Below are 12,433 nucleotides of genomic sequence, written 5' to 3'. Positions count from 1 at the left end.
TTCGCCGTTCGTCCTCGTAATGAAGAGAGCACCGTGGCCGCCGACAAGATCGATACCATCGTCAGCCTGAGCAAGCGCCGTGGCTTCGTTTTCCCTTGCAGTGAGATCTACGGCGGCTCCAGGGCTGCCTGGGACTACGGCCCGCTCGGTGTCGAGCTCAAGGAGAACATCAAGCGCCAGTGGTGGAAGGCGATGGTCACCGGGCGTGAGGACATCGTCGGTATCGACTCGTCCGTGATCCTGGCCCCCGAGGTCTGGGTGGCCTCCGGCCACGTCGCGACCTTCTCGGACCCGCTGACCGAGTGCACCTCCTGCCACAAGCGCCACCGCGCCGACCACCTGGAAGAGGCGTACGAGGCCAAGCACGGCCGCCTGCCCGCCAACGGTCTGGCGGACGTCAACTGTCCCAACTGTGGTGTGAAGGGCCAGTTCACCGAGCCCAAGCAGTTCTCCGGCATGCTGGAGACCCACCTCGGCCCGACCCAGGACACCGGCTCCAAGGCGTACCTGCGCCCCGAGACCGCCCAGGGCATCTTCACCAACTTCGCCACCGTGCAGGTCGCCTCGCGCAAGAAGCCCCCGTTCGGCATCGCGCAGATGGGCAAGTCCTTCCGCAACGAGATCACGCCGGGCAACTTCATCTTCCGCACGCGCGAGTTCGAGCAGATGGAGATGGAGTTCTTCGTCAAGCCGGGCGAGGACGAGCAGTGGCAGGAGTACTGGATGCAGGAGCGGTGGAACTGGTACCGCGACCTCGGCATCCGCGAGGAGAACATCCGCTGGTACGAGCACCCGAAGGAGAAGCTGTCCCACTACTCGAAGCGCACCGCCGACATCGAGTACCGCTTCAACTTCGGTGGTAACGAGTTCTCCGAGCTCGAGGGCGTGGCCAACCGCACCGACTTCGACCTCAAGGCGCACTCCGCCGCCTCCGGCCAGGACCTGACCTTCTTCGACCAGGAGGCCGGCGAGCGCTACACCCCGTACGTCATCGAGCCGGCGGCCGGTGTGAACCGCGCGATGCTCGCCTTCATGCTCGACGCGTACAACGAGGACGAGGCCCCCAACGCCAAGGGCGTCATGGAGAAGCGCACCGTCATGCGCCTCGACCCGCGCCTGGCGCCGGTCAAGGTCGCGGTGCTGCCGCTGTCCCGCAACGAGAAGCTGTCGCCGAAGGCCAAGGGCCTCGCCGCCGACCTGCGCAAGAACTGGAACATCGAGTTCGACGACGCGGGCGCCATCGGCCGCCGCTACCGCCGCCAGGACGAGATCGGTACGCCGTTCTGCGTCACCGTCGACTTCGACACCCTGGACGACAACGCGGTGACCGTGCGCGAGCGCGACACCATGAAGCAGGAGCGCGTCTCCCTGGACCAGATCCAGAGCTACCTCGGCAGCCGTCTGCTCGGCTGCTAGGTTCGCCCGGCTCCAAAGACCGGTGGCCCGGTGCGTGATGTGCGCACCGGGCCACCGGTCTTTCCGCGTGGAAGCGGCCTCAGGCCGCCGGGTTCTCCGCGGCCTGAGCCGCGGCGCGGCGCTCGCCTTCGGCCTGCGAGCGCTTGCCGTACATGGCGGTCCACACGCCGAGTGCGCCGAGCACCCCGTAGATCATGATCGGGCTGACGGTCACCATGGTCTTGGTGCTCAGGGTGTACGCCAGGACGATGCGGACGACGGCCTCGATGACGTACGCGACGCCCCAGACCAAGGTCATCCGGTTCATCGTGGTCCGGAAGCCCTCGTACTGCCAGAGGCCGTTCCACCAGGCGGTGCTCTCCGGGGTGCCGTCGGTCGCGAACTTGCGGCCGAAGTAGAACATCAGCGGGCGGGGTGCGAGCAGGGTGCCCAGGCAGAGCAGCCCGAACAGCCCGGTCACACCCGAGTCCTTGATCAGCAGGGCGCGGGCGGAGTGGGCGCCGATGAGCGAGACCACGGCTGTGATCACCATGAACACCAGGGTGACGATGGCGAACTCGTCGAGCTTGCGCCGCCAGGCCACGCTGATCGCGCTGTCGAGCACCGGCCAGGCGCTGCTGACGAGCAGTGCGGAGAACTCGCTCCAGCCGTGGTCGTCGACGAGCGTGTTGTAGGTGATGATCGGCGCGACCACATTGAGGCCGATGGTCAGGATCCAGCCGAGGGCGGTGGCGGCGCCGGAGCGTGCGGGAGGTTCGGGTCGTGCTACTTGGGCGGACAAGGTTCCCCCTGGAACGTGCCTGATGAGTGCGGTAGGGGGACGGTATGGACAATGCCCTGACATGTACAAGCCGAGCGCACTAAAATGATCACCAAGCCGACCGGACCGGCAGCTTCCGGACAGTCGGCCCGGGCTCCGCGTCAGGCGCGCAGACCCCGGATGATGAGCGAGGTGACCGCCTCGAACTCCGTGAAGATCGTGGGCGAGAGCCAGTCGGCCGCGTACTGCGGGTCGTGGAAACGCCCGGTGGCGTCGAAGACCGCGCGGGCGGCGGCCGGCACGTCGGCGGCGGCGAGCGAGCCCGCCTCGACTCCCTCGGAGATGATCCGGCCCAACTGGTCGATCAGCTCGGTCAGGTGGTGGTCCACGATCCCGCTGTTCTCGGCGAGCAGCACGGTGTAGGTGGCGAACAGCTCGGGGTCGTCGCCGGCCTTGTGGCGCTTGGCCTCGAAGAGGGCCTCCAGCCACGCCTCCAGCTTGGAGGGGGCGCTCTCGGCGGGCGCCGAGGTGATCTCCTCCAGCATGACGACGCTCTTGGCGAGCCAGCGGTCCGTGACGGCCTCCCGCAGCGCCGCCTTCGACGGGAAGTGCCGGTAGACGCTGCCGTGGCTGACGCCCAGGGCGCGGGCCACGTCCACCACGGTCGCCTTGGTGGGGCCGAAGCGGCGCAGCACCTCCTCGGTGGTTTCGAGGATGCGCTCGGGTGTCAGGGGCTCGGCAGCAGCGGGTGGCATGGGACGACCGTACCGTCAGCTCAGTGTTCGCTGTCGAGGTGGGCCATCTGGGCCGCCGGGTACCGCTCGCCGGCCGCGGCGCCCACGGGCACTGCCTCCTCGATGGCGGCCAGGTCGGCGCTGCTCAGCGTTATCTCCAGGGCGCCCAGCGCCTCGGCGAGCCGGTCCCGGCGCCGGGCGCCCACCAGCGGCACGATGTCCTCGCCGCGCGAGAGCACCCAGGCGATGGCGGTCTGGGCCACGCTCACGCCCTTGTCCTCCGCGACCTTGCGCAGGGCGTCGACCAGATCGAGGTTGCGGTCGAGGTTGCCCCCCTGGAAGCGGGGGCTCATGCCGCGGAAGTCGCCCGGGGTCAGGGCGCGGTCCCGGGTGAAGTGGCCGCTGATGAGTCCGCGGGAGAGCACCCCGTACGCGGTGATGCCTATGCCGAGCTCGCGGGCGGTCGGCAGGATCTCGTCCTCGATGCCGCGGGAGATGAGCGAGTACTCGATCTGGAGGTCCGCGATCGGGGCCACGGCGGCGGCCCGGCGCAGGGTGTCCGCGCTGACCTCGGAGAGCCCGATGTGGCGGACGTGCCCGGCCTGGACCGCCTCGGCGATGGCGCCGACGGTCTCCTCGATCGGCACCTCCGGGTCCACGCGGGCGATCCGGTAGACGTCGATGTGGTCCCGGCCGAGCCGCTGGAGCGAGTAGGCCAGGAAGTTCTTGACGGCCTCGGGCCGGCCGTCATAGCCGGTGAAGCCGCCCTCGACCGTGCGCAGCGCGCCGAACTTGACGCTGGTCAGCGCCTGCTCGCGGGCCGCCGCGGGCGCCGTGCGCAGGGCTTCGTTGATCAGCAGTTCGTTGTGGCCCATGCCGTAGAAGTCGCCCGTGTCCAGCAGGGTGACGCCCGCGTCGAGGGCGGCGTGGATGGTCGCGAGGGACTCGGCGCGGTCGGCCTCTCCGTAGAGGGCGGACATCCCCATGCAGCCGAGGCCGAGCGGGAAGACGGTCGGGCCGGTGCCGAGCTTTCGGTGGGCCGGGGCCGTGATGACGTTCTCGTTCGTGTTCATGGAACGAGAATGGCATGACGGGTGACAGATTTCAATATCTGTCACCCGTCAGTGTGGAGGCGGCTACGACAGGGCCCGCAGGATCAGGGCCGCGGCCGCGATCAGGGTGAGGACGGCGGCCGGGGCGAGTTCGTAGTCCTTGACGCGCAGGTGCGAGATGACCGCGCCGATGAAGTAGAGGGTCACGCCGACGGCCGCCGCCACGCCGAGCGGGGTGATCCAGAAGCCCGCCACCAGGCCGATCGCGCCGGCGGCCTTGAGTCCGGCCAGGCGTGGCAGCCAGGAGTCGGGGACCTGGACCTTCTGCATGTTGGCCACGATCTGGTCGTTGCGCTGGAGCGTGAGGGTGGCGGAGGCGGTGAGGACGAGGGCGAGCAGCCCGCCGACGACGGCGTAGGCGAGGAACATGATGATCTCCGATGGTCAACGGTCGATGACGACGAATCATTGAATAGCATCAACGATATCTCCAATGCAATCATTTCCCGATTGCTACGATGTGGACATGACGGCAGATCAGGACGGATCGCACCCCCCGCAGCGGCTGGGCCTGCTGCTGGCCTGGCACGGATCGGTCACGCAGACCCGGATGAAGAAGGCGCTCAGCACGGCCGGGCTCACGCCGCGGCACGCGATGACGCTGATGCACCTGGAGGACGGCCCCATCAGCCAGCGGGCGCTCGCCGAGCGGCTGGAGGTGGACCCGAGCGTGCTCGTGGGGATCCTGAACGACCTGGAGGGCGACGGCCTGGCCGAACGCCGCCGGGACCCGGCGGACCGCCGCCGCCACAACGTGGCCATCACCGAGGCCGGAGCGACCGCGCTGGGCAAGACGAACGCGGCGCTCGACGCGGTCGAGCAGGGGCTGTTCGCCGGGCTCTCCGAGGGGGACCGGGCCGTGCTGAGGGGCTTGCTGGCGCGGATCGACACCCACGCCGACGATTTCGACTGCCAGGAGTAGTCGGCGCCGCCGGGGCGCTGCCCTGGCGTGGCTGGGTGGGTGCGGGTCACAGATCGGGGCTCCGCCCCGGACCCCGCGCCTCAAACGCCGGCGAGGCTGATTTTGCCCAGCCGAGGCTGGATGCGACCGGTCGAAGGTGGATGTGACCGGCCGGGAGCGGATGGGCCGAGCCGGGAGCGGATGTGCCCGGCGGGACCGGATGGGCCGCGCCTCAAGCGTGGGCGTGGCCTGTGGGTCAGGCGTCCGCCGGGGCCTGGGCCGTGGCGGGGTCCAGGGACTGGGCCGTGCGGGCTGCCGTCGAGCGGGCCCAGGGGCCGCTCGATGCGGCGCCCACCGCCAGGACCAGCAGGCCGCAGGCCGTGATGATCCACCAGGCCGGGCCGGTCGCGCCGGCGAAGTCGGAGCCCTCCGCCAGGCCCGCCGCCAGGACCGCGCCGACGATCGCGACGCCCAGCGTGCTGCCGGTCTGCCGGCTGGTGGAGGCGATGGCCGCCGCCACACCCGCCTGGGAACGCGGCATCCCGGAGACGGCCGTATTGGTGATCGGGGCGTTGAGCATGCCGAAGCCGAGCCCGAACAGCACGTACCCGGCGAACAGCAGCGGCGTGGAGGTCTCGGCCCCGAACGCGGCGAAGAGCAGGCCGCTCGCGGCCATCGCGGCGCCCGCGACCAGCAGCGGCAGCCGCGGCCCCCGGCTGCCCACCAGCCGCCCCGAGAAGGGCGCGACGAGCATGGTCAGCGCCGCCATCGGCAGCATGTAGAGCCCGGCGTGCAGCGCGTCCAGCCCCCGCTCGTCCTGCAGGTACAGGGTGTTGAGGAAGAGGAACCCGGCCATTCCGGCGAAGCCGCTGACCGCGATCACGGTCGCCCCGCTGAAGGGGACGCTGCGGAAGAACCGGAAGTCGATCAGCGGCTCCCGGCGCCGGGGCTCGTACACCAGCAGCCCCGCCAGCGCGGCCGCGGCCGCCAGGGCGCACCCCATGATCAGCGGCGAGCGCCAGCCCGCGGCCGGCGCCTCGATGATCCCGTACGTCAGACAGCCCAGCAGCACCATGACCAGCAGCTGCCCCACCGGATCCGCCCGCCGCGCCCGCGCCGCCCGCGACTCGGGGATGTGGCGCAGGGTCAGCGCGAGCGCCGCCAGGCCGATCGGCAGGTTGACCCAGAAGATGGAGCGCCAGCCGACGGAGTCCACCAGCAGCCCGCCGATCAGGGGACCGGCGGCCATGGAGATGCCCGCGACCGCGCCCCACACGCCGATGGCCCGCGCCCGTTCCGCGGGATCCGTGAACGTGTTGGTGATGATCGACATCGCCACCGGGTTGAGCATGGCGCCGCCGACCGCCTGGACCATGCGGAAGACGACGAGCCAGTCCAGGGTGGGGGCGAGCGAGCACAGCAGGGAGCCGGCGGTGAAGAGCACCAGTCCGGCGACGAAGACCTTGCGGCGCCCGATCCGGTCCGCCGTCGAGCCCATGAGCATCAGCAGCGAGGCCAGCACGAGGGTGTAGGCGTCGATCGTCCACTGCATGCCCGAGACGGAGGCGTTCAGGTCGCGCCGCATCGAGGGCAGCGCGACGTTGAGGACGGTGTTGTCGAGGCTGACGATCAGCAGGCTGATGCAGCAGATCGCCAGGACGATCACGCGCTGCCGGCGGCTCGGCTGGCTCGGCTGACTCGGCTCGATCATGCCGCCGATCGTACGTCTGCCCCACCACCCCGGCATGCGGGACAATGGGCGGATGACCACGCTCCCCCCGCCCCTCGCGATCGGCCCGCACACCGTGCAGCCCCCGGTGGTGCTCGCGCCCATGGCCGGTATCACCAATGCCCCGTTCCGTACCCTCTGCCGCGAGTTCTCGGGCGGCAAGGGGCTGTTCGTGAGCGAGATGATCACGACCCGCGCCCTGGTCGAGCGCAACGAGAAGACCATGCAGCTGATCCACTTCGACGAAACGGAGAAGCCGCGCTCGATCCAGCTGTACGGGGTCGACCCGGCGACCGTCGGCAAGGCGGTCCGCATGATCGTCGAGGAGGACCGCGCCGACCACATCGACCTGAACTTCGGCTGCCCGGTCCCCAAGGTCACCCGCAAGGGCGGCGGCTCGGCCCTGCCCTACAAGCGGAACCTGCTGCGCGCCATCCTGCGCGAGGCCGTCGCGGGCGCCGGCGACCTGCCGGTGACCATGAAGATGCGCAAGGGCATCAACGACGACCACCTCACCTACCTCGACGCCGGCCGGATCGCCGTCGAGGAGGGGGTCACCGCGATAGCCCTGCACGGCCGCACCACCGCCCAGCACTACGGCGGCACCGCCGACTGGGACGCCATCGCGCGGCTCAAGGAGCACGTGCCGGAGATCCCGGTCCTCGGCAACGGCGACATCTGGTGCGCGGAGGACGCGCTGCGCATGGTCCGCGAGACGGGCTGCGACGGCGTGGTCGTCGGTCGCGGCTGCCTGGGGCGGCCGTGGCTGTTCAACGACCTCGTGGCGGCCTTCGAGGGTCGCCCGGAGGACTTCCACAAGCCGACGCTGCGCGAGGTCGCGGGCACCATGCACCGCCACGCGCAGCTGCTGGGGGAGTGGATCGGCGACGAGGCGCGCGGGGTGATCGACTTCCGTAAACACGTGGCCTGGTACCTCAAGGGATTCTCGGTGGGTTCCGAGATGCGCAAGAAGCTCGCGGTCACCTCTTCCCTGGCCGAACTGGACGCTCATCTGAGCGAGCTCGACTTGGATCAGGCGTGGCCCGAGAGCGCGGACGGTCCGCGGGGTCGGACGTCCGGAAACAACCGAGTTGTCCTGCCGGACGGCTGGTTGAAGGATCCGTACGACTGCGCGGGCGTGAGCGAGGACGCCGAACTGGACACCTCCGGAGGCTGACAAATCGCCCTCCGTGTTGCGTGATATACGCCACGCATGATTGAGGTTTCGCTCAGATGAGCGCCAAAGTCACGGGTAAGACTTTCAAAGGGTGGCACTGGGTGCCACCCTTTGTTCGTTCAAGACTTGAACGCAAATGTATCGATGATCGCTCATCCGAGCGTGAGCAGGCCCTTCTGGGTCCCTCTCCCTTCGGGACGTGAAGGCTTTTCGTAGATTCTCATTACTCGTGAGTTACTTTCGATCTGGTGGCGCACGGGTGGTTACAGCCGCATGTCGACCAAGTGGACATACCCATAAGCCTTCGATCTGGGTATGTTCCTGGCCGTCAGGGCAGCCACCGAGCCTCGAGGAGTCGAGACCCGTGTCGGAAAACAAAGATCAGAAGTTCGTCTACGACTTCACCGAGGGCAACCGCGACCTCAAGGACCTTCTCGGCGGCAAGGGAGCCAACCTCGCCGAGATGACCAACCTGGGTCTCCCGGTCCCTCCCGGCTTCACCATCACCACCGAGGCCTGCAAGGTCTACCTGGAGAGCGGTACGGCCCCGGCCGCGCTGCGCGACGAGGTCAGCGCCCACCTTGCCGCCCTCGAGTCGAAGATGGGCAAGAAGCTCGGCCAGTCGGACGACCCGCTGCTGGTCTCCGTGCGCTCCGGCGCCAAATTCTCGATGCCGGGCATGATGGACACCGTCCTCAACATCGGCCTCTCCGACAAGTCGGTCACCGGCCTCGCCTCCCAGTCCGGTGACGAGCGCTTCGCGTGGGACTCGTACCGCCGCCTGATCCAGATGTTCGGCAAGACCGTCCTCGGCGTCGAGGGCGAGCTCTTCGAGGACGCCCTCGACGAGGCCAAGGCCGCCAAGAAGGTCACCGTCGACACCGACCTCGACGCCGCCGACCTGAAGAAGCTGGTCACGCGCTTCAAGAAGATCGTGGCGAAGGAGGCCGGCCGCCCCTTCCCGCAGGACGCCCGCGAGCAGATGGACCTCGCCGTCGAGGCGGTCTTCAACTCGTGGAACACCGACCGCGCCAAGCTGTACCGCCGCCAGGAGCGCATCCCGAGCGACCTCGGCACCGCGGTCAACATCTGCTCCATGGTCTTCGGCAACCTGGGCCCCGACTCCGGCACCGGCGTCGCCTTCACCCGTGACCCGGCCAGCGGCCACGCCGGCGTCTACGGCGACTACCTGCAGAACGCCCAGGGCGAGGACGTCGTCGCGGGCATCCGCAACACCGTGCCCCTCGCGGACCTGGAGGCCATCGACAAGGCCTCGTACGACCAGCTCATGACGATCATGACGACGCTGGAGACCCACTACAAGGATCTCTGCGACATCGAGTTCACCATCGAGCGCGGCCAGCTGTGGATGCTCCAGACCCGTGTCGGCAAGCGCACCGCCGGCGCCGCCTTCCGCATCGCCACCCAGCTCGTCGACCAGGGCCTGATCACCGAGGCCGAGGCGCTCCAGCGCGTCACCGGCCACCAGCTGGCGCAGCTGATGTTCCCGCGCTTCGACGAGGACGCCAAGACCGAGCTGCTCGGCCGCGGCATCGCCGCCTCCCCGGGCGCGGCGGTCGGCAAGGCCGTCTTCGACTCCTACACGGCCGTCAAGTGGTCCCGCTCCGGCGAGAAGGTCATCCTGATCCGCCGCGAGACCAACCCGGACGACCTGGACGGCATGATCGCCTCCGAGGGCATCCTGACCTCGCGCGGCGGCAAGACCTCGCACGCCGCCGTCGTCGCCCGCGGCATGGGCAAGACCTGTGTCTGCGGCGCCGAGGAGCTCGACGTCGACACCAAGCGCCGCCGCATGACGGTCGGCGAGACGGTCATCGAAGAGGGCGACGTCGTCTCCATCGACGGCTCCACCGGCAAGGTGTACCTCGGTGAGGTACCCGTCGTACCGTCCCCGGTCGTCGAGTACTTCGAGGGCCGCATGCACGCCGGCGCCGACGACGCCGACGAGCTCGTCGGCGCCGTGCACCGGATCATGGCCTACGCGGACCGCGTCCGCCGGCTGCGGGTGCGCGCCAACGCCGACAACGCCGAGGACGCGCTGCGCGCCCGCCGCTTCGGCGCCCAGGGCATCGGCCTGTGCCGCACCGAGCACATGTTCCTCGGCGAGCGCCGCGAGATGGTCGAGCGCTTGATCCTCGCCGACACGGACCAGGAGCGCGAGGAGGCACTCAGTGCCCTCCTGCCGCTGCAGAAGAAGGACTTCATCGAGCTGTTCGAGGCGATGGACGGCCTGCCCGTCACCGTCCGCCTGCTCGACCCGCCGCTGCACGAGTTCCTGCCCGACATCACCGAGCTCTCGGTGCGCGTCGCCCTCGCCGAGTCCCGCAAGGACGCCAACGAGAACGACCTGCGCCTGCTCCAGGCCGTCCACAAGCTGCACGAGCAGAACCCGATGCTGGGTCTGCGCGGTGTCCGCCTGGGCCTGGTCATCCCCGGTCTGTTCGCCATGCAGGTACGGGCGATCGCCGAGGCCGCGGCCGAGCGCAAGAACGCCAAGGGCGACCCGCGCGCCGAGATCATGATCCCGCTCGTGGGCACCGTCCAGGAGCTGGAGATCGTCCGCGAGGAGGCCGACCAGGTCATCGCCGAGGTCGAGGCCGCCACCGGCACCAACCTCAAGCTGACCATCGGCACGATGATCGAGCTGCCGCGCGCCGCGCTGACGGCCGCCCAGATCGCCGAGGCGGCGCAGTTCTTCTCCTTCGGTACGAACGACCTGACCCAGACGGTGTGGGGCTTCTCCCGCGACGACGTCGAGGCCAGCTTCTTCACCGCGTACCTGGAGAAGGGCATCTTCGGGGTCTCGCCCTTCGAGACCATCGACCGGGACGGCGTCGGCTCGCTCGTGCGCCACGCGGTCAAGCAGGGCCGGGCCACCCGCCCCGACCTCAAGCTCGGCGTCTGCGGCGAGCACGGCGGTGACCCCGAGTCCGTCCACTTCTTCCACGAGGTCGGCCTCGACTACGTCTCCTGCTCGCCCTTCCGGATTCCGGTGGCGCGCCTGGAGGCCGGTCGTGCGGCCGCCGAGGCGAAGGGCAGCGACAGCCGCTGATCCGCGGCCCTCGTAAGGGCCCAGTAGACCGCGTCCGCCCCCGGGTTCCCTGACCCCCGAGGGCGGACGCGCCTATTTCTCAGTTGTTCAACGAAGCTTTACGCCAGCAGGCGGTGGACGGATCCCCACCCGTCCACCGCCGCTGTCATTCTGCCGGGCACGTCGGCGCTTCCCGGTGCGACCGACCGCCAGGCCCCGCAAAGCCCCCCACGGCCTTCGCGGAGCGTTTCGGTCGCATCGGAGTGTGCCCGGCGGAGTACAGGATTTCGGTTGTCACGCCCCTGCCGAAAGGGGTTTCAACTGTGGCCGAAAGGGCGTGGTGACCACGTGTGACGGCATGCATACTCATGGGGCGGGGGGATTGCGGTTGCACAGGTGGGGGTTCGGTGCTGCGTATCCATTTCACTGGAGTGGACCTGGCACGCGTACGGATGGCAGGGCGTCCCGATGCGTTGTGGGAAACGATTCTCAGCTTTCATCGCTTAAGAGACCGGCGTGACGCCCGGTTGTTCGGTGAATGGCGGACGGAAACCCGGAGCAGGTTGAATAGTGAAACACGCATGCTCGGTATGCTTATACCGGGCAGGGGTTATTTCCCCGATTTCCTCACCCCGGTCGAGGGCCGGTACGGGTGGGACGTGGGGCTCGACGCCCTGCGCGGGATCCGGCCCGACCGGATCCGGCGCGAGCTGTCGCTGCTGACCGCGGGCGCGCCGCCCGCGCCGCGGCTACGGGAGTTCCTGGACGGCGGGACCAAGCACCTGCCGAGGCTGCTGGGCGAGCTGCGCGGCTACCACCGCGCAGCCGTGGAGCCGTACTGGACCCACATCCAGGCCCAGATCGAGGCCGAGCGGGCCGCCCGCGGCCGGGCCCTGCTGGACGGGGGCGCGGACGAGCTGCTGGCCTCGCTGCCGCCGATGCTGCGCTGGCGGGCCCCGGTCCTGGAGTGCGACTACCCCGTCGACCGGGACGTACGGCTGCGGGGGCGCGGGCTGCTGCTCCAGCCGTCCTTCTTCTGCCGGCGTACGGCGGTGACCCTGCACGACCCGGAGCTGCCGCCGGTGCTGGTCTACCCGGCCGCCGCGCAGCTGGCCTCGGCGCCCACGGGGGGCGAGGCGGCCCGCCCGGCGGTGGAGGAGCAGCGGGTCCGGACCCTGGGCAAGCTGGTGGGGCACACCCGGTCGGTGGTCCTGCGGGCCATAGGGGACGGGGCCACCACCAGCGAACTGGCCCGCCGGGCCGGGGTGTCGCTGGCCTCGGCGAGCCAGCACGCGTGCGTGATGCGGGAGGCGGGGCTGGTGACCACGCTGCGGCACGGGAACGCCGTGCTGCACACCGTGACGCCGCTGGGCGCTGCGCTGCTCAAGGGTGGGGCGGTCGCCTCATGACGGTGCCGCGCCCCGGCGGGGTTCAACCCGTCGGGGCGCGGCAGGTGGTGCGGTGCGGCGCCGTTGCGGGGGGGGCGCCCCCCGCCCCCCGCCCCGCAACCCCGGGGCGGGCGGTGTTTGCCCCCGCCGGGGGGGCGCGTGGG

10 protein-coding genes are annotated in these 12,433 nt (G+C 69.8%); 5 read left to right on the top strand and 5 right to left on the bottom strand.

Annotated features, from left to right (window positions below; all coding sequences use genetic code 11):
* Nucleotides 1-33 precede the first annotated feature (33 nt).
* Nucleotides 34-1,416: a glycine--tRNA ligase gene (locus ACFTXQ_RS28220; RefSeq protein WP_382645694.1), complete on the top strand. Its 1,383-nt coding sequence runs from the start codon at nt 34-36 to the stop codon at nt 1,414-1,416.
* A 79-nt stretch (nt 1,417-1,495) separates the two neighbouring features.
* On the opposite strand, the gene ACFTXQ_RS28215 is transcribed toward ACFTXQ_RS28220, so the two are convergent.
* The 4 genes from ACFTXQ_RS28215 to ACFTXQ_RS28200 form a co-directional block, all read right to left on the bottom strand.
* Nucleotides 1,496-2,260 carry a VC0807 family protein gene (locus tag ACFTXQ_RS28215; protein WP_382645691.1) on the bottom strand — a complete coding sequence of 255 codons (765 nt, stop codon included), beginning with the start codon at nt 2,258-2,260 and terminating at the stop codon, nt 1,496-1,498.
* A gap of 77 nt (nt 2,261-2,337) precedes the next feature.
* Complete coding sequence (locus ACFTXQ_RS28210; RefSeq protein WP_382645690.1) at nt 2,338-2,931, bottom strand: TetR/AcrR family transcriptional regulator; 594 nt, start codon at nt 2,929-2,931, stop codon at nt 2,338-2,340.
* Nucleotides 2,932-2,951: 20 nt separating this feature from the next.
* On the bottom strand, nt 2,952-3,983 hold the full coding sequence (locus tag ACFTXQ_RS28205) for an aldo/keto reductase (protein ID WP_382645687.1): 1,032 nt from the start codon (nt 3,981-3,983) through the stop codon (nt 2,952-2,954).
* Nucleotides 3,984-4,046: 63 nt separating this feature from the next.
* Nucleotides 4,047-4,391, bottom strand: coding sequence for a DoxX family protein (locus ACFTXQ_RS28200; RefSeq protein WP_382645684.1), 345 nt, complete (start codon nt 4,389-4,391; stop codon nt 4,047-4,049).
* Between the two features lie 97 nt (nt 4,392-4,488).
* Between ACFTXQ_RS28200 and ACFTXQ_RS28195 the strand changes: the two genes are divergently transcribed.
* Nucleotides 4,489-4,944: a MarR family winged helix-turn-helix transcriptional regulator gene (locus tag ACFTXQ_RS28195; protein WP_382645682.1), complete on the top strand. Its 456-nt coding sequence runs from the start codon at nt 4,489-4,491 to the stop codon at nt 4,942-4,944.
* A 235-nt stretch (nt 4,945-5,179) separates the two neighbouring features.
* Here the strand turns inward: ACFTXQ_RS28195 and ACFTXQ_RS28190 are convergent, their stop codons facing one another.
* On the bottom strand, nt 5,180-6,634 hold the full coding sequence (locus ACFTXQ_RS28190) for an MFS transporter (protein WP_382645679.1): 1,455 nt from the start codon (nt 6,632-6,634) through the stop codon (nt 5,180-5,182).
* Between the two features lie 52 nt (nt 6,635-6,686).
* Between ACFTXQ_RS28190 and dusB the strand changes: the two genes are divergently transcribed.
* From dusB to ACFTXQ_RS28175, 3 genes are all read left to right on the top strand, one after another.
* Entirely contained in the window at nt 6,687-7,829 is a 1,143-nt protein-coding gene (dusB, locus tag ACFTXQ_RS28185) for a tRNA dihydrouridine synthase DusB (protein ID WP_382645676.1), read from the top strand.
* Between the two features lie 364 nt (nt 7,830-8,193).
* Nucleotides 8,194-10,902 (top strand): pyruvate, phosphate dikinase, encoded by a 2,709-nt coding sequence (gene ppdK, locus ACFTXQ_RS28180; protein WP_382645673.1) that lies wholly within the window; start codon nt 8,194-8,196, stop codon nt 10,900-10,902.
* Nucleotides 10,903-11,288: 386 nt separating this feature from the next.
* Nucleotides 11,289-12,290, top strand: coding sequence for a helix-turn-helix domain-containing protein (locus tag ACFTXQ_RS28175; protein ID WP_382645670.1), 1,002 nt, complete (start codon nt 11,289-11,291; stop codon nt 12,288-12,290).
* Nucleotides 12,291-12,433 lie beyond the last annotated feature (143 nt).

It is taken from the genome of Streptomyces sp. NPDC057010 (assembly GCF_042673805.1).
Taxonomy (GTDB): domain Bacteria; phylum Actinomycetota; class Actinomycetes; order Streptomycetales; family Streptomycetaceae; genus Streptomyces.
The sequence above is the reverse complement of the archived record's forward strand: the minus strand, read 5'-3'. Positions and strand labels throughout refer to the sequence as shown.